This window comes from Lentzea sokolovensis (genome assembly GCF_033949975.1).
Classification (GTDB): Bacteria; Actinomycetota; Actinomycetes; order Mycobacteriales; family Pseudonocardiaceae; genus Lentzea; species Lentzea sokolovensis.
This window is the reverse complement of record NZ_JAXAVU010000002.1, coordinates 1-21,844: the sequence shown is the minus strand read 5'-3', so window position 1 is coordinate 21,844 and position 21,844 is coordinate 1. Positions and strand designations below refer to the sequence as shown.

Sequence of the window (21,844 nt, the reverse complement as noted above, 5' to 3'; positions counted from 1 at the left end):
GAGGAGACAGGGCCATGAGCACGACAACGAAGCCGATCGTGGTGGGCATCGACGGGACACCGGCATCGAGCCGGGCTCTTCATTGGGCGTTGGACGAGGCTGTGGTGCGTGGTTGCCCGTTGCACGTCGTGAACGCCTGGGCCCACGAGGCGCTCGCCGACTGGACGGAGACGACCGCACAGCAGGCGCAGGCCGAGTCGGAGGCGCTCGTCGAGTACGCGGTGCAGACCGCTTCGGCGGGACGCGCGGAATTGCCTGTGATCGTCCGGGAGAGCAGGCGGGGCAATGCGGCCGAGGTGCTGGAGCGGGTGTCGGAGGGCGCCGCGATGCTCGTGGTCGCGTCGCACACAGGGCACCGGCTGCGTCAGATCGTGCTCGGCTCGACCAGCATGCACTGCGTCCGGCACGCGCACGCTCCGATCGTCGTGATCCCGGTCGACGACCGAGAGCACGCGGAGCCCGCCCGATGAAGGCGGCGTGGTGAGCGCCGACGAACCAGGCGTTCTTGGCCAGCTTGAGCAGCCGAGCCCACAACACCACGAGAGTCTTGCTTCATCATCACTCCCCGGCTCGGCGTCAGCTTCTGCCGAACGACTGGGAGCGGACAGGGCCCTTGGATCGCGCGCGGTGGTGTCGCAAGCCCCTCTACCGCGGCGCAACGCATGCCTAGCTTCAGAATCATGACTACAGCCATCGCCATGTCCGGCGTGCGCAAGGCGTTCGGCCGGACCACCGCATTGGACGGACTAGACCTGACCGTGCGCGCCGGGGAGGTGCATGGGCTGCTCGGGCCCAACGGCGCGGGCAAGACGACAGCTCTGCGGGTGTTGCTGGGCCTGCTTCGCACAGACGGCGGGGAGGTCGAGCTGCTCGGCGGGGATCCGTGGCGCGACCTGGCCACCCTGCACCGGCGGCTGGCCTACGTGCCGGGCGACGTCACCTTGTGGCCCAACCTGACCGGCGGCGAGGTCATTGACCTGCTCGGCAGGTTGCGGGGCGGGATCGACGTCGGGCGCAAGCGTGCGCTGATCGAACGGTTCGAGTTCGATCCCACGAAGAAGAGCCGCGCCTACTCGTCGGGCAACCGGCAGAAGGTCGCGTTGATCGCCGCGCTCGCTGGCGACGCCGAGTTGTTGTTGCTCGACGAACCGACGGCAGGCCTGGATCCCTTGATGCAGGCTGTGTTCGAGAACTGCGTCGAGGAGGTGCGCGCCGAGGGACGCACGGTGCTGCTGAGCAGCCATGTGCTCGCCGAGGTGGAGAAGGTCTGCGACCGGGTCAGCATCATCCGCAACGGCAAGCTCGTCGAGAGCGGGTCGCTGGTGGAGCTGAGGCACCTCACCCGGACGTCCATCGACGTCGATCTCGTGAGCCCGCCGAACGGCCTGGTGTCGATGCCGGGCGTGCACGAGCCGGAGGTCACCGGCACGCGCCTGCGCTGTCAGGTCGACGCCGAACAGCTCGATGCCGTGCTCCGCGCGTTCAGCGTGCTCGGTGTGCGCACGCTGGAGTGCCGGCCGCCGACGCTCGAGCAGCTGTTCCTGCGCCAGTATGAGGTGAAGCGATGAACGCGCTCACGGGCACCGGGGTGTTGATGCGGCTTGCGTTGCGACGCGACCGCGTGCTGCTGCCAGTGTGGATCACGGCGTTCTTGATGATGGCCGTGACGTCGGCGGCTGCGACGAAGGACCTGTTCCCGACGGTCGCGTCGATCGTGCAGGCAGCGTCGCTGATGAACGGCACGCCGGCGCTGGTCGCGGTGTACGGCCGGATCTTCGACCCGACGTCGCTCGGCGCCTTGGCGATGCTCAAGGCGATGGGAAGCGGTTCGGTTCTCGTCGCGATCTTCTCGATCATCGTGGTGGTCCGGCACACGCGCGCCGAGGAGGACGCGGGCAGGCTCGAACTCGTGGGATCCGGCGTGGTCGGCCGGTGGGCGCCGCTGACGGCCGCGCTGTCGGTCGCGATCGGGGCGGACGTGGTGCTGGGGCTCGTGACCGGGATCGCCGTGGCGTTGGCCGGACTGCCTGTTGCGGGCTCGCTGGCGTTCGGACTGGCCTGGGTGTGCGTCGGGCTCGTGTTCGCGTGCGTTGCTGCCGTGACGGTGCAGTTGGTGGCGAGCAAGCGCGCGGCGACCGGACTCGCGCTGGCCGTGCTGGGCCTTGCCTTCCTGCTGCGCGCGGTGGGGGACGTGACCGGCCCGAGGTGGCTGTCCTGGCTCTCGCCGCTCGCCTGGGCGCAGCAGCTTCGGCCGTACGAGGGTGATCGGTGGTGGGTCGCATGGATCGCACTGGCGTTCGCGGCGATCGTCGCCGCGGTGGCGTATCTCTTGGTCGCGCGGCGCGACCACGGCGCGGGTATGTTGCCCGACCGGCTCGGGCCCGCCGGCGCCTCGCGGTGGCTGCGAGGTCCGTTCTCGTTGGCTTGGCGGCTGCAGCGAGGTTCCTTGATCGGCTGGACGATCGGGTTCGTGCTGTACGGCCTGCTGGTGGGCAGCGTGGCGGGCAGCATCGGAGACATGGTCGGCAGCGCCGAGTCCCAGGAGATGTTCCGTGCGCTCGGCGGTGTCGAGGGTCTGACGGACGCGGTGTTCGCTGCCATGTTCGGGTTGCTGGGCGTGGTCGCGGCCGGCTACGGAGTGCAGGCGGCGATGCGGCTGCACGCCGAGGAGTCCGACCACCGAGCGGATCCCGTGCTCGTGGCGGGTGTGAGCCGGGCCTGCTGGGTGATGAGCCACGTCAGCGTCGCGCTCACCGGAACCGCGCTCCTGCTGGTCGGTGCCGGGCTGGCCGCCGGTGTGGTGCACGCGGTGCGGACAGGTGACGCGACGCAGGTCGGCCGGGTCTTCGCCGGCGCGGTGGTGGAAGTGCCCGCCGCGTGGGTGCTGACCGGCGTGGCGGTCGTGTTGTTCGGTGCCGCGCGGGCACTCGCGGGGGCGGGGTGGGCTGTGCTGGCGGTGTTCCTGCTGCTCGGAGACCTCGGTCCGGTGCTGAAGCTCGACCAGTGGCTGATGGACCTCTCACCGTTCACGCACGTGCCACATCTGCCAGGTGGAACCTTCGCCGCGATGCCGATGGCCTGGCTTGCGGTGAGCACGCTCCTGCTCACCGGCGCAGGGCTGATGGCGCTGCGGCGCAGAGACGTCGGCTGAACATCGAACTGAAGGCCACGGCCAGCGACGGGTCGGGGTGCATCGTGTCCCGCTCCTCTGCTCGGGGTTATACCTCCACGGTGCTCAGCGGATCGATCACGAACCAGGGCCGTGCGCGTACCGGAACCGGGCCACAGGTCCCGCTTCGCCGCGCTCTTTCGGCCCTGCCCAGCTGTGATCACTTCGAGCGAGAGTGCGTGCAGACTTCCAGGAGGACAGATGAAGCACGCCGGAGCAACGGAAATCGCCAACGTCGTCATCGACGCCGACGACCAGACACCGCAGGACGCCAGGCAGTACGCGCACGACAAGATCGCGTCGCTCGGCCGGTTCGCACCTGAACAGACCGCCTACGCACATGTCCGGGTCTCGCACTCGAGCCCGCGCACGGTGGCCGTGCACGCGAACCTCGACGTGAACGGCACATCAGTGGTCGCGCAGGCCGAGGCGGGCACGGCGACCGAGGCGATCGACGCGGTCCGCGATCACCTGCACCGCCAGTTGCTCAAGATGCACAACTGACGCCGTCAGCGCGCCGCGACCAACCGCTCGGCGATCATGTTCGCCCAGAGGGCGATCTTGTCCCAGTCGCGGAAGTCACCGGCCATCTCGCCGCGCGCCATCTTCTTGGCGATGAAGCCGACCGCGGTCTCGGGGGTGAGCCTGCCACCGAACGTGACGGGCTCGTCCGCGCCGATGCGGGCGGCGAGTTCCCGCACCACCTTTGGCGCCCTCTGCGGGGTCAGTTCCGCGCCGAGCGGACCGCTGTGGAACAGCCACACCGGTCGCCTGGAGAGCAGCTCCTCGTTGCGCTTCAGCAGCTTCACAGCTTCCCGGTGCCACCGTCCGGCGTAGAGGGCGCTGCCCACCACTATCGCCTTGTAGGGCGCGACCGACTGGACCAATGCGGCCTCCTGGACGGTCACCTCGTGGGCGGCCGAGCGGATGCGCTCAGCGATCGCCTCGGCGATTTCCCTGGTGGAACCCATCTTGGTCGCGTACGCGACGAGAATCTCTTCCATACCAACACGATCTAGCCGGATGCTCGGTCTCGACAGGGCACTTGTGCTCATCGGCGCAGGGCCGCGGGGTACTGACGGTGCTCGCGTGCGCGCGTGAGGGTGGACGTTGAAGGAGGCAACGATGACTACCGCTACCGCCGGTTATCCGGTGCACGTGCATGCGCGGCTCGAACCAGATCTGAGTCGCTGGCTATGGCTGCTGAAGTGGTTCCTCGCGATCCCGCACTACGTGGTGCTCGCGTTCCTGTGGCTGGGGTTCGTGGTGGTGAGCGTGATCGCGTTCTTCGCGATCCTGTTCACCGGCCGCTATCCCCGCATCCTGTTCGACTTCAACCTCGGCGTGCTGCGCTGGACGTGGCGTGTCTCCTGCTACAGCTACGGTGCGCTGGCCACAGACCGGTATCCGCCGTTCAGCCTCGGCGCTGAACCGGACTACCCGGCGACGCTCGACATCGCCTACCCCGAGCACCTGTCGCGCGGGCTGGTGCTGGTGAAGTGGTGGCTGCTCGCCATCCCGCACTACCTGATCGTCGCCGTGTTCGTCGGCGGGGGCAGCTATGTCGTGCACGAGTCGGTGCGGAACTCCACCGGCGGGCTCATCGGCCTGATGGTGCTCGTGGCGGGGATCGCGCTGTTGTTCACCGGCCGCTATCCCAAGGGGCTCTTCGACTTCGTGCTGGGCATGAACCGCTGGGCTCTGCGTGTGGGTGCCTATGCGGCGTTGATGACCGACGACTACCCGCCGTTCCGCTTCGACGCGGGTGGCGATGAGCCGAGCGCGGAATCATGAGGGTTCCGGCGTGGAGCGAGATCATCGCCGAAGCGCTCGCGGACGTCGAGGCGTCGAGCCGTTGACCGAGCCGGGCACCGCGTCGTGCGGTGCCCGGCATGCGCCGCCGAGTCGTGTCAGTGAACGGGAGCACCGCAGTCGGCGAACTGCTCGCGGACTCGCTGCACCAGTTCGGCATCCGGCGTGGGGACGTCCGCCAACGGGAACGGGATGCCGAGTGCCGTGTACTTCGAGGCGCCGAGTTTGTGGAACGGCAGCACTTCCACGCGTTCGACCGCGTCCAGGGTGCTGACGAAGGACGCGACGCCCGCGACGTTGTCCTCGGCGTCGGTGTGGCCGGGCACGAGGACGAACCTGATCCACATCGGCTTGCGCATCGCGGACAGCCGGCGGGCGAACTGCAGTGTCGGTGTGACCTCGCCGCCGGTGACGTGCCGGTAGGTGGCCGGATCCCAGGACTTGATGTCCAGCAGGACCAGATCGGTGTCGGCGAGGAGTTCCTCGGACGCCCGCGCGCCGAGGAAACCGGACGTGTCGAGCGCGGTGTGCAGGCTGAGTTGCTTGGCGCGATGGAACACGGCGGCGGTGAAGGCGGGTTGCAGCAGCGGTTCTCCGCCGGTGATGGTCAGTCCGCCGCCGGCGACCTCGATGAACCGCCGGTACTTCGCGACCTCCGTCATGACCTCGTCGACGGTCATGCGGTGGCCGTCGCGCATGTGCCAGGTGTCCGGGTTCTCGCAGTACAGGCAGCGCAGCGGGCACCCGCTCAGGAAGAGCACGAAGCGGGTGCCCGGGCCGTCGACCGCGGTCGAGACGTCCCACGAGTGGACTGAGCCGGTGATGGTCACAGCGACTCGTGGAACGTGCGGTTGATGACGTCGCGCTGCTGCTCGGGCGTGAGCCGGACGAAGTTCACCGCGTAACCGGAGACGCGGATGGTCAGCTGCGGGTGGTTTTCCGGGTGTGCCATGGCGTCGAGCAGGGTCTCGCGGTTGAGCACATTGGCGTTGAGGTGGAACCCGCCCGCGTCGGTGTAGGCGTCCAGGACACCCGCAAGGTTGGTCACCTGCTCGTCCTCGGTGCGCCCCAGACCCGTCGGGGTGATGCTCGCGGTCAACGAGATTCCGTCCTGCGCCTGGTCGTAGGGCAGTTTCGCCACCGACAACGCCGCGGCGACGAGCCCGTGTTTGTCGCGGCCGTTCATCGGATTCGCGCCGGGTGCGAACGGTTCGCCCGCGCGGCGGCCGTCCGGGGTGTTGCCGGTGTGCTTGCCGTAGACGACGTTCGAGGTGATGGTGAGCACCGACTGGGAGTGCACGGCGCCGCGGTGCGCGGGGTACTGCCGCACCTTGCGCATGAAGTCCTCCACCAGCTCGACGGCGATCGCGTCGGCGCGGTCGTCGTTGTTGCCGTACTTCGGGAAGTCGCCCTCGACGACGTAGTCGACGGCGAGGCCGGTGTCGTCGCGGATCACGCGGACGCGGGCGTACCTGATCGCGGACAGGCTGTCTGCCACCACCGACAAACCGGCGATGCCGCAGCCGAGCAGCCGCTGAACCGGGTGGTTGTGCAGTGCCATCTCGATGCGCTCGTAGGCGTACTTGTCGTGCATGTAGTGGATGACGTTGAGCGCTTCGACGTAGGTCTTCGCGAGCCAGTCGGTCATCCGGTCGAACGCCGCCTGCACCTCCTCCGGGTCGAGGTACTCGGACCTGATCGGCGGGAACTCCGGCGCTACCTGCACGCCACTGACCTCGTCACGGCCGCCGTTGATCGCGTACAGCAGCGCTTTGGCGAGATTGACCCGTGCGCCGAACAGCTGCATCTGCTCGCCGACCCGCATGGCGGACACACAGCACGCGATCGCGGTGTCGTCGCTGAACCTCGGCCGGATCAGGTCGTCGTTCTCGTACTGGATCGAACTGGTGTCGATGGACACCTTGGCGCAGAAACGCTTGAACCCGTCCGGCAGACGCGGTGACCACAGCACGGTGAGGTTCGGTTCCGGCGCTGGGCCGAGGGTGTAGAGGGTCTGCAGGAACCGGAAGCTCGTCCGAGTGACCAGCGGCCGTCCGTCCTCGCCCATGCCGCCGATGGACTCCGTGACCCAGGTCGGATCACCGGAGAACAGCTGGTCGTACTCCGGGGTGCGCAGGAACCGCACGATCCGCAGCTTGATGACCAGGTCGTCGACGAGCTCCTGCGCCTCGCGTTCGGTCAGCCGGCCCTCGTCGAAGTCGCGCTGCAGGTACACGTCCAGGAAGGTGGACGTGCGGCCCAACGACATCGCGGCGCCGTTCTGCTCCTTCACCGCGGCGAGATAGGCGAAGTACAGCCACTGCACGGCCTCTCGGCCGTTACCGGCGGGGCCGGAGATGTCGTAGCCATAGGACGAGGCCATGCGGCGCAGTTCCTCGAGCGCCCGGATCTGCTCAGTCAGTTCTTCCCGGTCCCTGATGATGTCCTCTGTGGACACCATCTCGTCCAGTACCGCGCGCTCGGCCTTTTTCGCCGCGATCAGGCGGTCGACGCCGTAGAGCGGCACTCGGCGGTAGTCGCCGATGATCCGGCCACGCCCGTAGGCGTCCGGCAAACCGGTGATGATCCCCGCCTTACGAGCACGCAGGATCTCGGCGGTGTAGGCGTCGAACACGCCGTCGTTGTGCGTCTTGCGGTACTTGGTGAAGATCTCCTTGACGTGCGGATCGAGCTCGTAGCCGTAGGTCGCAAGACTGGTCTCAACGATCCGCAGGCCGCCAGTGGGCATGATGGCGCGCTTGAGCGGTGCGTCGGTCTGCAGCCCGACGATGATCTCGTGTGCGCGGTCGATGTAGCCCGGTGCGTGCGCGGTGATCGACGACGGGGTGTTCGGGTCGACGTCGTAGATCCCGCGAGCGCGCTCGTCGACGAACATCTCGGTCAGCCGGTGCCACAACGCGGTCGTGCGTGGCGTTGGGCCGGACAGGAACGACGAATCGTCCTCGTACGGCGTGTAGTTGGCCTGGATGAAGCCGCGTACGTCGATCTCATCGCACCACGGCCCTTCGTCGAACCCGCGCCAGGCGGCGGTCAGGCGCTCCGCAGTTGCGGTCATCGCGCTCCTCCTCATCGGGTCGTCGATCCAAGACTTCTCTGATCAGAGGTTGCGATGCAGAGCCTGCGGTCCCCGGCATCCAGGACCGAAGGTCCCTGGTTCGCGGGCGCCGTGCAGGCTCCACAGGTATACCCCCGGGGGTAGTTGTCGGAGAGTGGGAGGGCGACGTATGGTGGAGGCGCGGGTACCCCCAGGGGTATGTGTCACCAATGGGGATTCCATTGGTTCTCAGATGAATGCGGCAGAACGGATGATCATGACGATAGAAATTGAGGTCGTGGCCACCTCGTCGTTGGGCGACCGGAGCTACCTGGCACACGACGGACGGGTGGCGGTGGTGGTCGATCCGCAGCGCGACATCGACCGGGTGCTGGCGCTGGCGGGCCGGCGCGGGGTGCGGATCACGCACGTCGTGGAGACCCATCTGCACAACGACTACGTGTCCGGTGGACTGGCGCTGGCGAAGCTGACCGGCGCGGTGTACGCGGTGGCGGCGGCGGATGACGTCAGGTTCGGACGGTTACCGGTAAGCGATGGGGATGAGATCGTGCTGTCCGACCAGATGCGGCTGACGGTGGTGGCCACGCCAGGGCACACGTTCCATCACGTGTCGTACGTGCTGCACGGTGCGGACGGGCCGGTGGGGGTGTTCACCGGTGGTTCGCTGTTGTTCGGTACTACCGGCCGGACGGACCTGCTCGGCAAGCAGCACGCCGACACGCTGGCGCACCACCAGCATGCCTCTGTGCGCCGGCTCGCCGACCTGTTGCCGGACGGAGCGCAGGTGTGGCCGACCCATGGGTTCGGGAGCTTCTGCTCGGCCACCCAGTCGGACGCGCCCTCGTCGACGGTCGGCAGGGAGAAGACGGCGAATCCCGCGCTGCGCCTCGAAGCCGGAGACTTCGTCGCCCAGATGCTGGCAGGGCTGGACGCCTATCCCGCTTACTACGCCCACATGGGCGTGCGCAATGCCGAAGGGGCTGAGCTGGCCGACCTCACGCCGGTACGGATCGCGGATCCCGAGGAGTTGCGAGGCCGGATCGATGCCCAGGAGTGGGTGGTGGATCTTCGCTCGCGCAAGGCTTTCGCCCACCGGCATCTGACCGGCACCCTGAGCTTCGGCCTCGACGGACCGATGTCCACCTGGCTGGGCTGGATGGCGCCGTGGGGTGCGCCCATCACGCTTCTGGGCGAGTCCGCCGAGCAGGTGGCCGAGGCCCAACGCGAACTGGCACGAATCGGGATCGACCGCCCCGCGGCCGCCGTTACCGGTGCGCCGGAGCAGTGGGCGGATGAGGAGCGCCGGCTGGGTGAGCTTGCCGTGGCGACGTTCGCGGACCTCGCCGCGGCGCGCGCCGGGCAGTCGCCGCACGGGTTGCCTCCCGCCGACGTGCTGCTGGACGTCCGGATGGGCGGTGAATGGCAGCAGGGTCACCTGGACGGTGCGCTGCACATCCCGTTGCCCGACCTGCCGGAGCGGGTGGGTGACGTGCCCGGCGGTGTCGTGTGGGTCCACTGCCAGTCCGGATATCGGGCGTCCATCGCGGCGAGCGTGCTTGCCCGCGCGGGCCGCGCCGTGGTGCACCTCGACGACGACTTCGACACCGCGCGCAGCGCCGGCCTGGTCGTGGCAGGAGAGCAGCGGTGAGCGCGCCGGTGACGCTGGACGTCGCAGAACTCCGGCAGTTGGTCGCGTCTGGAACCGGCCCGCGGCTCATCGACGTGCGTACGCCCGGTGAGTTCGAGGTCGCGCACATTCCGGGCGCCTACAACGTGCCGCTGGACCTGCTGCGGGAGCACCGTGACGAGCTGCGCCACCACTTGGACGAACAGGTGGTGCTGATCTGCCGGTCCGGGCAACGGGCTGGACAGGCCGAGCAGGCGCTGTCCGCCGCCGGGTTGCCCAACCTCCGCCTGCTGGCCGGAGGGATGACCGCGTGGCAGGCCGAGGGCGGCCCGGTGCGAAACGGGAAGCCGCGCTGGGACCTCGAACGCCAGGTCCGGCTGGTGGCGGGCGCGATCGTGCTCGCTGCGGTGCTGGTGGGGTGGTTCGTCCCGCCCGTCATGTGGCTCGCGGGCCTGGTCGGTGCCGGGCTGGTCGTGGCCGCGCTGAGCAACACCTGTGCGCTGGGCATGCTGCTCGCGAAGTTGCCTTACAACCGCGGTCCTCGCACGACCGTCGGGGCCGTGGTCTCCGCGCTGGGCGACGGGAGAAGGTGAGCGGGATGATCGTGCTCACGCTGCTCGCCGCGGTGCTCGTCGGGCTCGCTCTGGCGGTGCTCGGTGGCGGAGGCTCGATCCTGACCGTGCCGATCCTGGTCTATCTCGCCGGGCAGGATCCCAAGCAGGCGATCGCCATGTCGTTGTTCGTCGTGGGCGTGACCAGCGCGGTGGGCGCCGTGTCGCACGCAAGGGCAGGGCGGGTGCGCTGGCGCACAGGACTGGTGTTCGGAGCCGCGGGCATGGCCGGGGCGTACGGCGGCGGCCGGCTCGCACAGTTCATTCCCGGCACGTGGCTGCTGATGGGCTTCGCGGTGATGATGATCGCGACCGCCGTGGCGATGATCCGCGGACGCCGCGACAGCGCACAGGCGAAGACCCACGGCGAACTGTCGGTCGGGCGCGTGGTCGCCGAGGGCGTCGCGGTCGGCGCGGTCACCGGTCTGGTCGGGGCGGGCGGCGGTTTCCTCGTGGTACCCGCGCTGGCGTTGCTGGGCGGACTGCCCATGGCGGTCGCGGTCGGCACGTCGCTCGTGGTGATCGCGATGAAGTCCTTCGCGGGACTTGCGGGCTACCTGGCGACCGTCCACATCGACTGGACGCTCGCCGCGCTGGTCACCGCGGCGGCGGTGGCGGGCAGCCTGGCGGGCGGCAGACTCGCGGGCCGCATCCCGGAGACGTTGTTGCGCAAGGGGTTTGGCTGGTTCGTCCTGGTGATGGGTGGCTTCGTGCTTGCTCAGCAGCTGCCCGTCATGTACTGGGTCGTCGCGGCCGTGCTCATCGCCGTGGGTGGTGGCGCGTGGCTGGCGCAGCGCAAGCGTCGTGAGATGAGAACGGGAAGCCGCCCCAGATAGGGACGCCCCTCGCTGCACCGTCGGAGAGGCGCGTCGCACAGGTACCCTAGGGGGTACTGAAGGAGGTATGGGGTGGAGTTGAACGAAGAAGTCCTCTCCGACGTGGTCAAGCGGCTGCGGCGCGTGCAGGGGCAGGTGGGCGGGCTCGTCCAGATGATCGAGTCCGGACGCGACTGCAAGGACGTGATCACGCAGCTGGCCGCGGCGTCGCGTGCCCTGGACCGGGCCGGCTTCAAGCTGATCGCGAGCGGGCTGGAGCAGTGCATCGCCGACGGCTCCGAGCAGTCGGTGGCAGACCGCGCTCAGCTGGAGAAGCTGTTCCTCGCACTGGCCTGACCCAGCAGGCACACCGGAGGCAGGACGAACCAGCGCAATGCCTCGAAGTCCTCCGGCAGCCCGGTGGGACCGTCGTCGAGCAGGTCCGCGCGAGCGGCCAGCAGGCACCGGGCTTCGTCCAGTTGCGTGGCCAGGACGCCGTCGTCAGCATGATCTGACGGTCCGGCTGGGGGAGCACCCAGGGGCGCGACGGAGCGCAGATCAGGCAGTCCCAGTGGAATGGTTGCGGTGGCGCGGTGCTGCCACAGCCCGGTGTGCGGGTCGAAGGCGTAGTCGGTCAGGAGCCGATGGCCGTACCTGGCAACCAGCCGCACTGCGTCGACGAGGTAGTCGCGGACAGCATCGGTGATGAAGTAGTTGAAATTGAGCCGCACCCAGCCCGGCTTGACCCCGTCGCAGCCGAGGGCGACCTCGTGGTCGTAGCCGTGGGAGTGCGCGGTGTCGATGGCGAGCAGCCGGTGTCCGTACGGTCCGGCGCAGGAGCAGCCGCCGCGGGTCTGGATGCCGAACAGGTCGTTGAGCAGGGCGACCACGAAGTTGTGGTGCAGGAAGAGTTCGCCGGCGCGGATGCGGAACGACACGATGGACAGCCGTGCCGCGTCGTGGTTGCCGAGGATCTCTATGCCGGGTTCGTCCTCCCATTCGGTGAGGGCGTGCCGCCACAGGCGTTCCTCGCGTGCCTGGATCAGCCGGGTGCCGACGGCGTCCTTGAGTGCGAACACCAGCCCGGCGCGGATCGATTCGACGATCGCGGGCGTGCCGCCTTCCTCACGGGCGACCGGTTCGTCGAGGTAGCGGTGACCAAGGGGGTGGACGAACGCCACCGTGCCGCCACCTGGGACTGTGGGCACCGCGTTGGTGACCAGTTCCCGGCGGACCACGAGAACACCAGGGGTCTGCGGACCGCCCACGAACTTGTGCGGTGACAGGAAGATCGCGTCCTTGTGATCGCCGCGACCCCGTGCGCTCTCCCGTACGCGGATAGGCACGTACGGGGCGGCGGCCGCATAGTCCCAGAAGGACAGTGCACCGTGTTCGTGCAGCAGCGCGGCGATGCTGTCGGTGTTGGTGAGCACGCCGGTGACGTTGGAGGCGGCGGAGAAGCTGCCGATCCTCAGCGGGCGGCCGGCGTACCGGACCAGCTGGTGGCGCAGCTCGGCGACGTCGATGTGACCGTGGGCGTCTTCGTCGATGACGACGACGTCCGCGATGGACTCGCGCCACGGCAGCTCGTTGGAGTGGTGCTCGTACGGGCCGACGAACACCACTGGGCGCTGGTTCGCGGGGATCTGATCCAGCAACGAGTACTTCTCGTTCAGCCCAGCCGGGAGCCGCAGTTCGAGGATGGCGACCAGCTTCGCGATCGCGGCGGTCGCACCGGATCCGCAGAAGATCACCAGGTCGTCATCCGTACCGCCGACGGAGTCGCGGATGAGCTGACGAGCCTGTTCGCGCAACCTCGTCGTGTACCGCCCCGTGCCGGAGCTCTCGGTGTGGGTGTTGGCGTAGCGGGGGAGCGCGTGCGCTCGGACGAAGTCCTCGACGAAGTCGAGCGCCCTGCCAGACGCGGTGTAGTCCGCGTAAATGATCCTTCGGGGGCCGTAAGGTCCGTCGAGAACCTCGTCGTCGCCGATGAGGCCCTGCCGGATGCGGTTCAGCAGCGGTGAGGCCTCCGCGTCGAGAACGTTGCCCATCATCGATCCATCGTGGATCTGCCAGCCACAGCGGGACGCTGTCGATGGGCCCGTGTGGGCGAGGACCAAGGCCACTGGGGACCGGCCGTGCCGCGTCGAAGACTGGCGACCATGACCAAGCGGATCGTGATCCTCGGCGGTGGCACTGGTGGCACCCTTGCCGCCAACAGGCTGCGTCGCGCCCTGGGCGCCGAGTGCGAGATCACCGTGGTCGACCGCGACGACGACCACGTCTACCAGCCGGGCCTGCTGTTCGTGCCGTTCGGGCTCGCCCACGCGGACGACCTCGTCCGGTCCCGGCGCCGCCAGTTGCACGACGGCGTCGCCTACCGCGACAGCGGAGTCCTCCACGTCGACGTGGAGGCCGACCAGGTCCACCTCGATGACGGCGGCGTGCTCGCATACGACGTCCTGATCATCGCGACCGGTGCCCGACTGGTGCCGGAGGAGACTGACGGCCTGACGGGTCCGGGCTGGATGAGCAAGGTGTTCAGCTTCTACGACCTGGCGGGTGCGACCGCGCTGGCACGGGCGTTGCGGGACTTCGACGGCGGCCGGCTGGTCGTCAACGTCGTCGACCTGCCGATCAAGTGCCCGGTCGCCCCGCTTGAGTTCTGCTTCCTGGCCGACTGGTACTTCCAGGAACGCGGCATCCGCGACCACGTCCGGCTGACCTACGTCACCCCGCTGGACGCGGCGTTCACCAAGCCCTTCGCCGCCCGTGCACTCGCCGGGATGCTGCAGGAGAAGGGCATCGAGCTGGTGACCGAGTTCAACACCGGCGAGGTCGACGGTGAGGCGGGAAAGCTGATCTCGTACGACGAGCGAGAGGTCGAGTTCGATCTGGCGGTAGTGGTGCCGGTGCACGGCGGAGCCGAATGCGTCGAACGTTCTCAGGGACTGGGCGACGCACTCGGCTTCGTTTCCGCCGACGAACACACCCTGCAGTCCAAGGTGCGCGAGAACATCTTCGTCATCGGCGACGCCGCGGCCATCCCCACCTCGAAGGCGGGATCGGTCACTCACTTCGAGGGCGAGGTGCTGACCCGCAACGTGGCCCGGTTCCTCGCGGGTGAGGAACTCGACGCGAGTTTCGACGGCCACACCAACTGCTTCATCGAGAGCGGGTTCGGCAAGGCCCTGCTGATCGACTTCAACTACGGCACAGAGCCGTTGCCCGGCCACTACCCGTCGGCGGTGGGACTGCCGCTGCTGAAGGAGTCGAGGCTCAATCACCTCGGCAAGCTGATGTTCGCCTGGCTGTACTGGCACAGCCTTCTGCCCGGCCGGGACCTGCCCGGCGTGTCCGCCGCGATGCCCCTCGCGGGCAAGCGCCTCGAAGCCCGGTGAGGGGAGATCGAATGTCCACGAAGGTGTATGCGGGAACCGAGGTGTCGCTCAACGACGAGGGGTTCTTCCTCGACCCCGGCCAGTGGAGCGAGGACATGGCTCCCGACATCGCCCACGAGGTGGGCGTCGGCGACCTGACCGATCGGCACTGGCAGGTCATCAGCTTCATGCGCGCGGAGTTCGCGGAGAAGGGCACCGGTCCCACGGTGCGCGCCCTCGGCAAGACCTCCGGCGTCAGCGTGAAGGAGCTCTACCAGCTGTTCCCCAAGGGACCGGCCAAGCTCGCGGCCCGCATCGCGGGCATCCCGAAACCCCGCGGCTGCATTTGATTCGAAAGGACCGCCTGCGATGTCGGACAAGATCGAGAAGATCTCCATCATCATCTCCAAGGGTTCCCTGGAGGGGATCTACCCCGCGCTGATCATGGCCAACGGCGCACGTGCGGAAGGCATCGACGCCAACCTGTTCTTCACCTTCTTCGGGCTCGACGCCGTGCACAAGGCACGGCACGAGCACATCAAGCTCGCCACCGTCGGCAACCCCGGCCTGCACCTGGCGACCTGGGCGGGCGGGCTGCCCGGGGTGTCCTCCGTGATGACGCGCTACCTGTCGCACAAGATGGAAGAGCTGGACATCCCGCCGATCCCGGAATTCGTCGAGATGATCGCGGACACCGGTGCGGGCCTGTACGCGTGCCAGGCGTCCGTCGACCTGTTCGGCCTGTCCAAAGAGGACTTCATCGACCAGGTCCAGGACATCATCACGGTCGGCGAGTTCTACGAGCTCGCGGCGGGCGGCCAGATCATCTTCACGTGATCGCAGGGCCGAAGGACTCGTGCGGAGCGGGACGCTGGACCGTGTGCGCCAGGCGCCTCCGGTGCTGCACTGGGTGAATGGATGACCTCAGCCCGTTGGACGCCGCGTTCCTCGAGGTCGAGGACGCGGACCCGCACGCCTCGCTCGCCATCGGCTCGGTCGCGGTCGTCGAAGGACCAGCTCCGAGCCAGGACGAGTTCCTCGCACTGATGCGGACGAAGCTGCCGGTGCTGCCTCGCGCCCGGCAGAGGGTCGTGCGCACCCCGCTGGACCTCAGCACGCCCACGTGGCAGGACGACCCGTCGTTCGACCTCGCCTATCACGTGCGGCGCACCGCGCTGCCCTCACCGGGTCGTGACGCGGAACTGTGCGCGCTCATCGCGCGGATCATGGGCCAGCGGCTAGACCGAGACCGTCCGCTGTGGGAGTACTGGGTCGTCGAAGGGCTTGAAGGCGGCCGGTGGGCGGTGCTCGCCAAGGTCCACCACTGCATGGCGGACGGCGTGAGCGGCACAATGCTCTACGACGTTCTGTACGGCGAAGGTCCCGCACCGGAACTCGGGGGCGAGGAACGTGGCGTGAGCCTGTTGTCGTTGCTGGGCAATCTGGTGCGGGCACCGCTGGCCATCGCCGGTGGACTCGTGCAGCTCGCGTGGTCGCTGCTGCCGGTGCGTGACTCGTCGCTGGTCGGGCCACTGGGCGCGCCTCGGCTCTACCGAGTGGTGCGGGCTTCGTTGCCGGAGGTGAAGGAGGTGGCCCACGCGTTCGGCGTCACGGTGAACGACGTGGTGCTGGCCGTGGTCACCTGCGCCTACCGGGCGATGATGCTGAAGCGTGGCGAAGAACCTGCGCCGAACAGCGTCCGGACGATGGTGCCGGTGTCGGTGCGAGGCGATCGACGCCTGGACAACCAGGTCAGCCTGCGGCTGGTGTTCCTGCCGGTCGAGGCGGTCAGCGCGACCGAGGCACTGCACCTGGTGCATGGCCGGTTCACCGCGCTCAAGGAAGGGCACGAGGCGGAGAGCGGGCAGGCGCTGACCGAGCTCGCCCGGTACGAGCCGTTCGCGCCGCTCGCCTGGAGCATCCGGCTCGGCGCCTCGCTGCCGCAGCGCAGCATCGTCACGGTGACCACGAACGTGCCGGGGCCGAGGAAGCCGTTGCGGGTGCTCGGCCGGCGGATCGTCGAGATCCTGCCGTATGTCCCGATCGCCGTCCGGATCAGGACGGGGATCGCCGTGCTGTCCTACACCGACCGGCTGTCGTTCGGCATCACCGCCGACCGTGACAGCACACCCGACGTGGACGTGCTCGTGTCCGCGTTGCACGAGGCGATGGACGCCTTGGCCGCCGCGGCGCGGGAGCTGGTCTCCGGCTGAACGTCATGCCGTCACCGCGCGCCGGAGCCGCCAGGAACCGAGCGCGAACAGCACTGCCGCGAATCCCAGCAGCACTCCCAGGTGCGGCGCCACGGTGAGGAGATCGCCGCCGCGCCGGGTGAGCGCGGTGAACCCGTCGTTGGCCCAGCCGTGCGGAGTGGCGAATGCGACCGTGCGCAACGTGGAGCTGAAGAACTCGATCGGCACCATGCACCCGCCCAACGCGGCGAGGCCCAGCCCTAGCAGGATGCCGGCACCGGTGGTCTGCTGCTGCGTGCGGCACATAGCGCCGAGCAGGAGTCCCGCACCGCCGGACACGAGTGCGAACGCGCACAGCAGCGCCGCCGCGCCGAGTGGATCGCCCCAGCGCACACCGAACAGAAGCGCCGAGCCGACGACGACTATCAGTCCCTGCAGCAGGGCGATCGCCACTCGGCCGAGCGCCTCGCCGGCGATGATCACGCGTGCGGGTGTGGGGGTGGCGAGCATCCGCCGTGTGACGCCGAAGGCACGTGTCTCGACCAACGCCGCCGCTGTAGTGAGCGAGTTGAGGAACGTGAACACGATCAACTGGCTCGCCGCGCCGAGATCGAAGCCCGAGAAGCCTTCGGGGAACAGAGCTTCGCCTGCCGTGGTCGTGCGCACCTCGACCGGTTCCACCGAGGTCGAGTCGACAACGGACAGGGCGGCCGCGGTGTCGAGCCCGGTGTGCGAAGCGACGAACTCGCCTGCGGCGAGCCGGTTCGCCTCCTGGGTGAGCGCCGTGGTGACGAGCATCCGCAGCTGCTGACCGGTTCGATCAGGTCGTACGAGCAGCCTGGGTGTACTCCCTGCGACTCGGATGAGTCCGGCGCTCGCCTCACCGTGTTCCACCGCGGCGCGCAGAGCCGATTCGTCGGAGAAGTCCCGGACCCGCAGCGCGGACTCCGCGCGCAACACACCGGCGTCACCCACGACGCCGAGCACCGGTGTGCCCGCGCTGCCGAACGCCGCACCGATGATGAACACCAGCATCAAAGGCAGCGCCACGAGGAAGAACAGGCCGGTGCGATCGCGGAGTGCACGACGGACGTTGATCCAGCCGATCGAGAGGACTTTCACGGTCGCACCACCTTTCGGAACAGCAGCAGTGCCGCCGTGCCCGTCACCGCGGCGAACGCGGTCATGGCGGCGACCGACGGCAACACCGCGACGACCTCACCACCCGCCAGATCGGCGAGCCCCCGCAGGAACCACCGATGTGGCGCGGCCAGGCTGAGTACCTCCAGCAGCCCGCCCGCCTGTGACACCGGGAAGAACGCGCCGCCGAGTGAGCCGAGCACGATCGCGATGACCGCCTGCCAGCCGCCCGCCTGGTCCGGTGTCTTCGCGAGTGCGGCGACCACCGCCATCGCACCTGTGGCGGCGAGCACTCCGGAGAGCACGAGCATCGCGACCCCCAGGGGATTTCCCCATCGCGCGCCCATCAGCAGCGAACTGGCCACGACCAGAACGGTCATGCTCAGCACGCCGATTGCCACGCTCGTCAGCAGCTTGCCCGCGAGGATCGACGACCGGCGCACCGGCGCGGCGAGCAGTCGTGCCATCGTGCCGGTGCGGCGTTCCTCCAGCAGTCCGGTCACGCCCAGCTGTACGGCGAAGAACAGGAAGAACACGGCCATTCCTGCGGCGTACTGGGTTTTCGCGTCGAGCTGTCTGCTGGTGGTGGTGTCCTCGGCCACCGTCACCCTGGGAAGTGCGGCGGCGGCCTCGGCGGCGAGTTCGGCGGGCGAGGTGGTCAGTCCGGAGTGGATGGTCGCGGCGACCGCCTGGCGCACTGCGGTGAGCCGGTCGGTGTAGGACTGGGCGAGCGAGCGGGCGACCTGCGTGCCGGTCGGGGCGTCCACGTCCCCGACGACCTCGATCCGCGCGGCGCGGCCCGTGAGCACGTCCTCGGTCAACCCCGCCGGCAGGAGGAACGCCGCCGTCGTCTCGCCCTTGTCCACCAGCGTGCGTGCCTCCTGCTCGGTGGCCGCGGGCCGGATCTCGATGGCGCCGGAGCTCGCGGCACCGCGCAGGACCTCGTCGGTGAAGGTCCTGGCGATGGCGCCGCGGTCGGAGTCCACGACGGCGTAGCGGAAGAGCTGGCTGTCGCCGCCGACGTTGCCGAGGATGAGCGTGAAGATGCCGGCGAGCCCCAGCGGCAGGACGAGCGCGAGTACGTAGGCGGTCCGGTCGCGGGCGCGTTCGCGCAGGTCGCGCGCGGCGATCAACAGGGCGTGGCGCATGGTCACTCCCGTAGTGCTTTGCCGGTGAGGTGCAGGAAGACGGTCTCGAGGTTGGGTTCGGCGACCTCGACCGACCGCACCACCACACCGTCGGCCGAGATCGCGGACAGCACCAGCGGCAGGGTTTCCCGCGCGTCGTCCACGACCAGTTCGAGGCCCTGTCCGTGCGTGGCCATGCCGTGCACGTTCCGGATCGAGCCGAGCACCGAGGCCGCGTGCGTGACGTCGCCGTCCAGCAGCAACGAGATCCGGTCCCGTTCGCCGAGCCGCTCGACGAGTTCGCGGCGCGTGCCCTCGGCGATCAGGCGGCCGGAGTCGATGACGCCGACGCGGTCGCAGAGGCGCTCGGCCTCTTCCATGTAGTGCGTGGTGTAGAGGATCGCCATGCCTTCGGCCGCGAGTGCTCGGACGTTGTCCATGATCTGGTTGCGGCTCTGCGGGTCGACGCCCGCAGTGGGCTCGTCGAGCACCAGCAGCTTCGGTTCGTGCAGCAGCCCGATCGCCACGTTGAGCCGTCGCTTCATCCCGCCCGAGTACTCCCGAGCCAGGTCGCCGGCGCGGTCGGCCAGGCCGACCACGTCGAGCACGTGGTCGACGCGACTCCTCGGAGCCCCGTACAAGCTCGCGAAGAACCTGAGGTTCTCTCGCCCGGTGAGGTCCGGGTAGAGCGCGAGCTCCTGCGGCACGTACCCGACCAGGCGCTTGGCGGCGATTGCGTTCGTGGACATCGGTTCACCTGCCACGAGCACCTCGCCCGCGTCCGGTGCGAGCACACCGGTGATCATCGAGATCGTGGTGGTCTTGCCCGCGCCGTTCGGGCCGAGCAGACCGTACGTCTCACCTTCGGAGATGGTGAACGAGACGTCGTCCACCGCGAGCACGTCACCGAACCGGCGTTTCAGGCCGGAGCATGAGAGGACCGTCATGGTGTGCTCCTTCCGCTGGAACCACCACGACGGGGCAGCGGGCGTGCCGCAGGCAGTAGCTCGTGACCGAGCTCATCACCAGCACGCCCGACCTGTGGTCGCCGTGCCCGCCGACCACCAGGAAGTCAGCGCCGGCGGCCCGTTCGACGAGCACCGGTCCGGGGGTGCCGAGCGGGATGTCCTGGTCGATGCGCACGCCGTTGCCGGCCGCGCCGAGGGCGTCCACAGCGGCACGGAGATTGCGCCGATGCCCTTCGGCGAACGGATCGGCTTCGTTGTCGGCCGAGGGCTTGAAGTGGCAGACCGACAGCGCGAGCACGGACGCGTTCGTGCGCTTGGCCTCCGCGACGGCCCAGGCGAGCGCGGCCTTCGCGGCGGGCGAACCGTCGACACCGACGACGATGCGGGACTCGGAGTTCATGAGGGGCTCCTCGCGTGGATTCGCCACTCAGCGTGCTCGCAGGCGCGGCCTTTGGCGCAGGGGCTTTCGTCCCGCCTGATCAGTGCACAACTTCTCGCGCCATCCAGGGAATCGCATGCGTCGAAGCCAGGGACGCCGACGCGCAGGTGTTCGACTGTGACATCTGCGTCCGGCGCGCCGACGCCGGTCTCAGCCTTCCCACCGAACCCTCGGCACGCCAGAGACTTCTGCCTCCTAAGCGGTGTCCGGTGACCAATGGTCGTGCCGGTGACGGGACCAAGGGCACTGGGGAGGAGCAACTCGCGCGCGCAGCCTTGACCACGGAGGTGGACCATGGACGCGACAATGCTGGCCCGAGCCGTCCGCCAGGCCTTTCCCGGCCGCAATCAGCTCGCCACCGCGGGCGACCGTCTCGAGGGCGCCGTGCTCGTCGCGGCCGTGTTCGTCGCGCTGCTGGCAGTACCCGTCGTGGGCGCCATCGGCTCGGAGGTCTATGCCACCCAGTTGGTCCAGTCGGTGAGCGAGAAGCGCGCGCGGCAGCAGGTGGACGCAGTGCTGATCGAAGACGCGCCACCGGTGAACGGGTTCGTGGACCCGGACGGTCCGGTGGAGTCCGCACCTGTGCGGGCGACGTGGCGCGGGCCGGACGGAACAGAGCGGCAGGGCACCGTCCAGGCCGCTCATGGCCGCAAGAGCGGTGGGGCCGTGCCGGTCTGGGTGGACAGCGCTGGAGCTCTGACGCGGGCACCGCTGACCACCGAAGGCGCGGCGATCGAGGCGATGGCGCTGGCCGTCCTGCTGTGGGTAGGGGTTTCAGCCGTGATGGCGCTGTCTTACCTGGCGGTGCGCTTCGTGCGCCAGCGGATGCGCATTCGCCGGTGGGCGGCGGAGTGGGAACGGATTGCTGCCGACTGGACCGCACGCTGACAAGGCCGTTCGAGGACAGGGAGCAACTGTCATGAAGGTGCTGGTCGGATATGCGACGGCCGCGGGATCAACTGAAGGAATCGCGCGCTGGATCGCGGACAGGCTGAGTGGTCGGGGCTACGACGTCGTGACCCACGTGATGGAGGAAGGAACGAGCACGGCTGGCTACGACGCCTACGTGCTCGGCAGCGCGGTGCACGACCGGGCGTGGCTACCGGCCGGCGCGGCATTCCTGCGGCACCAGCGGAAGTTGTTGAAGGGCAAGCCTGTGTGGTTGTTCAGTGTCGGCTTGCCCGGTGCGCTGCGAGGACCGCTGCGGCGCTGGGCCGGCATGGAGGCTGCGACGATCCTAGGGGAGCTGGTGGACGAGGTAACGCCTGTCGAGCACCAGCTGTTCACCGGTGTCGTGAGCAAAGGAGCGTTCGGCAGGTTCGGGGCGCTGGCTTTTCGCGCGGTGGGCGGCTGCTTCGGCGACTTCCGCGACCGGGCCGCGGTAGAGACGTGGGCCGATGGCATCGCGGACTCGCTCGACACCGTCAAGGCCGCCACGATCCACCGTCCATATTGAACACAGTGGTGGGGGGGGGGGGGGGGGCGGGC

The 21,844-nt window shown here is 68.8% G+C and carries 22 protein-coding genes and 1 pseudogene; 15 read left to right on the top strand and 8 right to left on the bottom strand.

Going from position 1 to position 21,844, the window contains the following annotated elements; genetic code table 11:
- The first annotated feature begins 14 nt into the window (after window positions 1–14).
- From SK854_RS04770 to SK854_RS04755, 4 genes are all read left to right on the top strand, one after another.
- On the top strand, window positions 15–470 hold the full coding sequence (locus tag SK854_RS04770) for a universal stress protein (protein WP_319973741.1): 456 nt from the start codon (window positions 15–17) through the stop codon (window positions 468–470).
- 210 nt (window positions 471–680) lie between these two features.
- Complete coding sequence (locus tag SK854_RS04765; protein WP_319973740.1) at window positions 681–1,568, top strand: ABC transporter ATP-binding protein; 888 nt, start codon at window positions 681–683, stop codon at window positions 1,566–1,568.
- Window positions 1,565–3,151 carry an ABC transporter permease gene (locus SK854_RS04760; protein WP_319973739.1) on the top strand — a complete coding sequence of 529 codons (1,587 nt, stop codon included), beginning with the start codon at window positions 1,565–1,567 and terminating at the stop codon, window positions 3,149–3,151. The genes SK854_RS04765 and SK854_RS04760 overlap by 4 nt, the downstream gene beginning before the upstream one ends.
- Before the next feature lie 219 nt (window positions 3,152–3,370).
- Complete coding sequence (locus SK854_RS04755; RefSeq protein WP_319973738.1) at window positions 3,371–3,673, top strand: HPF/RaiA family ribosome-associated protein; 303 nt, start codon at window positions 3,371–3,373, stop codon at window positions 3,671–3,673.
- A 5-nt stretch (window positions 3,674–3,678) separates the two neighbouring features.
- Here SK854_RS04755 and SK854_RS04750 read toward each other — a convergent pair whose 3' ends face one another.
- Entirely contained in the window at window positions 3,679–4,173 is a 495-nt protein-coding gene (locus SK854_RS04750; RefSeq protein ID WP_319973737.1) for a flavodoxin domain-containing protein, read from the bottom strand.
- A 121-nt stretch (window positions 4,174–4,294) separates the two neighbouring features.
- Between SK854_RS04750 and SK854_RS04745 the strand changes: the two are divergent.
- Window positions 4,295–4,951: pseudogene (locus SK854_RS04745) on the top strand (DUF4389 domain-containing protein); the annotation flags it as partial.
- Window positions 4,952–5,079: 128 nt separating this feature from the next.
- On the opposite strand, the gene pflA reads toward SK854_RS04745, so the two are convergent.
- Together pflA and pflB are read right to left on the bottom strand one after the other, a co-directional pair.
- Window positions 5,080–5,811: a pyruvate formate-lyase-activating protein gene (pflA, locus tag SK854_RS04740; protein WP_319973736.1), complete on the bottom strand. Its 732-nt coding sequence runs from the start codon at window positions 5,809–5,811 to the stop codon at window positions 5,080–5,082.
- The gene (gene pflB / locus SK854_RS04735) at window positions 5,808–8,057 is read right to left on the bottom strand and encodes a formate C-acetyltransferase (protein WP_319973735.1); all 2,250 of its coding nucleotides are present in this window, start codon (window positions 8,055–8,057) and stop codon (window positions 5,808–5,810) included. The genes pflA and pflB overlap by 4 nt, the downstream gene beginning before the upstream one ends.
- 256 nt (window positions 8,058–8,313) lie before the next feature.
- Between pflB and SK854_RS04730 the strand changes: the two genes are divergently transcribed.
- The 4 genes from SK854_RS04730 (at window position 8,314) to SK854_RS04715 (ending at window position 11,467) form a co-directional block, all read left to right on the top strand.
- Complete coding sequence (locus SK854_RS04730; RefSeq protein WP_319973734.1) at window positions 8,314–9,705, top strand: MBL fold metallo-hydrolase; 1,392 nt, start codon at window positions 8,314–8,316, stop codon at window positions 9,703–9,705.
- Entirely contained in the window at window positions 9,702–10,277 is a 576-nt protein-coding gene (locus SK854_RS04725) for a rhodanese-like domain-containing protein (RefSeq protein WP_319973733.1), read from the top strand. Before SK854_RS04730 ends, SK854_RS04725 begins: the two co-directional genes overlap by 4 nt.
- Before the next feature lie 5 nt (window positions 10,278–10,282).
- The gene (locus SK854_RS04720) at window positions 10,283–11,131 is read left to right on the top strand and encodes a sulfite exporter TauE/SafE family protein (protein WP_319973732.1); all 849 of its coding nucleotides are present in this window, start codon (window positions 10,283–10,285) and stop codon (window positions 11,129–11,131) included.
- A gap of 72 nt (window positions 11,132–11,203) precedes the next feature.
- Window positions 11,204–11,467, top strand: coding sequence for a metal-sensitive transcriptional regulator (locus SK854_RS04715; RefSeq protein WP_319973731.1), 264 nt, complete (start codon window positions 11,204–11,206; stop codon window positions 11,465–11,467).
- On the opposite strand, the gene SK854_RS04710 is transcribed toward SK854_RS04715, so the two are convergent.
- Window positions 11,434–13,164 carry an aminotransferase class V-fold PLP-dependent enzyme gene (locus SK854_RS04710; protein WP_319973730.1) on the bottom strand — a complete coding sequence of 577 codons (1,731 nt, stop codon included), beginning with the start codon at window positions 13,162–13,164 and terminating at the stop codon, window positions 11,434–11,436. The two genes, SK854_RS04715 and SK854_RS04710, sit on opposite strands and share 34 nt — an antisense overlap.
- 108 nt (window positions 13,165–13,272) lie before the next feature.
- Between SK854_RS04710 and sqr the strand changes: the two genes are divergently transcribed.
- The 4 genes from sqr (at window position 13,273) to SK854_RS04690 (ending at window position 16,703) form a co-directional block, all read left to right on the top strand.
- Window positions 13,273–14,511 (top strand): type III sulfide quinone reductase, selenoprotein subtype, encoded by a 1,239-nt coding sequence (gene sqr, locus SK854_RS04705; protein WP_319973729.1) that lies wholly within the window; start codon window positions 13,273–13,275, stop codon window positions 14,509–14,511.
- A gap of 11 nt (window positions 14,512–14,522) precedes the next feature.
- Window positions 14,523–14,840 carry a TusE/DsrC/DsvC family sulfur relay protein gene (locus SK854_RS04700; RefSeq protein ID WP_319973728.1) on the top strand — a complete coding sequence of 106 codons (318 nt, stop codon included), beginning with the start codon at window positions 14,523–14,525 and terminating at the stop codon, window positions 14,838–14,840.
- Window positions 14,841–14,859: 19 nt separating this feature from the next.
- Window positions 14,860–15,327: a DsrE/DsrF/DrsH-like family protein gene (locus SK854_RS04695; protein ID WP_319973727.1), complete on the top strand. Its 468-nt coding sequence runs from the start codon at window positions 14,860–14,862 to the stop codon at window positions 15,325–15,327.
- A 77-nt stretch (window positions 15,328–15,404) separates the two neighbouring features.
- Complete coding sequence (locus SK854_RS04690) at window positions 15,405–16,703, top strand: wax ester/triacylglycerol synthase family O-acyltransferase (protein ID WP_319973726.1); 1,299 nt, start codon at window positions 15,405–15,407, stop codon at window positions 16,701–16,703.
- A 3-nt stretch (window positions 16,704–16,706) separates the two neighbouring features.
- On the opposite strand, the gene SK854_RS04685 is transcribed toward SK854_RS04690, so the two are convergent.
- From SK854_RS04685 to SK854_RS04670, 4 genes are read right to left on the bottom strand one after another with little or no spacing between them, the layout of a single operon-like run.
- Entirely contained in the window at window positions 16,707–17,804 is a 1,098-nt protein-coding gene (locus SK854_RS04685; protein WP_319973725.1) for an ABC transporter permease, read from the bottom strand.
- A complete protein-coding gene (locus SK854_RS04680; protein WP_319973724.1) occupies window positions 17,801–18,970 on the bottom strand; it encodes an ABC transporter permease in 1,170 nt (389 codons plus the stop codon). Before SK854_RS04680 ends, SK854_RS04685 begins: the two co-directional genes overlap by 4 nt.
- 2 nt (window positions 18,971–18,972) lie before the next feature.
- Window positions 18,973–19,896 (bottom strand): ABC transporter ATP-binding protein, encoded by a 924-nt coding sequence (locus tag SK854_RS04675; RefSeq protein WP_319973723.1) that lies wholly within the window; start codon window positions 19,894–19,896, stop codon window positions 18,973–18,975.
- Window positions 19,853–20,317 (bottom strand): universal stress protein, encoded by a 465-nt coding sequence (locus SK854_RS04670; protein WP_319973722.1) that lies wholly within the window; start codon window positions 20,315–20,317, stop codon window positions 19,853–19,855. Before SK854_RS04670 ends, SK854_RS04675 begins: the two co-directional genes overlap by 44 nt.
- A gap of 333 nt (window positions 20,318–20,650) precedes the next feature.
- On the opposite strand from SK854_RS04670, the gene SK854_RS04665 reads away from it, so the two are divergent.
- Window positions 20,651–21,244 (top strand): Rv1733c family protein, encoded by a 594-nt coding sequence (locus SK854_RS04665; protein ID WP_319973721.1) that lies wholly within the window; start codon window positions 20,651–20,653, stop codon window positions 21,242–21,244.
- A 31-nt stretch (window positions 21,245–21,275) separates the two neighbouring features.
- Window positions 21,276–21,812, top strand: coding sequence for a flavodoxin domain-containing protein (locus SK854_RS04660; RefSeq protein ID WP_319973720.1), 537 nt, complete (start codon window positions 21,276–21,278; stop codon window positions 21,810–21,812).
- Window positions 21,813–21,844: the final 32 nt, after the last annotated feature.

Coding starts and splice junctions, on each gene's coding strand:
- SK854_RS04660 (WP_319973720.1), top strand. CDS start 21,276: ATGAAGGTGCTGGTCGGATATGCGACGGCCGCGGGATCAACTGAAGGA.
- SK854_RS04675 (WP_319973723.1), bottom strand. CDS start 19,896: ATGACGGTCCTCTCATGCTCCGGCCTGAAACGCCGGTTCGGTGACGTG.
- sqr (WP_319973729.1), top strand. CDS start 13,273: ATGACCAAGCGGATCGTGATCCTCGGCGGTGGCACTGGTGGCACCCTT.
- SK854_RS04665 (WP_319973721.1), top strand. CDS start 20,651: ATGGACGCGACAATGCTGGCCCGAGCCGTCCGCCAGGCCTTTCCCGGC.
- pflB (WP_319973735.1), bottom strand. CDS start 8,057: ATGACCGCAACTGCGGAGCGCCTGACCGCCGCCTGGCGCGGGTTCGAC.
- SK854_RS04760 (WP_319973739.1), top strand. CDS start 1,565: ATGAACGCGCTCACGGGCACCGGGGTGTTGATGCGGCTTGCGTTGCGA.
- SK854_RS04730 (WP_319973734.1), top strand. CDS start 8,314: ATGACGATAGAAATTGAGGTCGTGGCCACCTCGTCGTTGGGCGACCGG.
- SK854_RS04750 (WP_319973737.1), bottom strand. CDS start 4,173: ATGGAAGAGATTCTCGTCGCGTACGCGACCAAGATGGGTTCCACCAGG.
- SK854_RS04765 (WP_319973740.1), top strand. CDS start 681: ATGACTACAGCCATCGCCATGTCCGGCGTGCGCAAGGCGTTCGGCCGG.
- SK854_RS04710 (WP_319973730.1), bottom strand. CDS start 13,164: ATGATGGGCAACGTTCTCGACGCGGAGGCCTCACCGCTGCTGAACCGC.
- SK854_RS04720 (WP_319973732.1), top strand. CDS start 10,283: ATGATCGTGCTCACGCTGCTCGCCGCGGTGCTCGTCGGGCTCGCTCTG.
- SK854_RS04755 (WP_319973738.1), top strand. CDS start 3,371: ATGAAGCACGCCGGAGCAACGGAAATCGCCAACGTCGTCATCGACGCC.
- SK854_RS04700 (WP_319973728.1), top strand. CDS start 14,523: ATGTCCACGAAGGTGTATGCGGGAACCGAGGTGTCGCTCAACGACGAG.
- SK854_RS04695 (WP_319973727.1), top strand. CDS start 14,860: ATGTCGGACAAGATCGAGAAGATCTCCATCATCATCTCCAAGGGTTCC.
- SK854_RS04770 (WP_319973741.1), top strand. CDS start 15: ATGAGCACGACAACGAAGCCGATCGTGGTGGGCATCGACGGGACACCG.
- SK854_RS04670 (WP_319973722.1), bottom strand. CDS start 20,317: ATGAACTCCGAGTCCCGCATCGTCGTCGGTGTCGACGGTTCGCCCGCC.
- SK854_RS04680 (WP_319973724.1), bottom strand. CDS start 18,970: ATGCGCCACGCCCTGTTGATCGCCGCGCGCGACCTGCGCGAACGCGCC.
- SK854_RS04690 (WP_319973726.1), top strand. CDS start 15,405: ATGGATGACCTCAGCCCGTTGGACGCCGCGTTCCTCGAGGTCGAGGAC.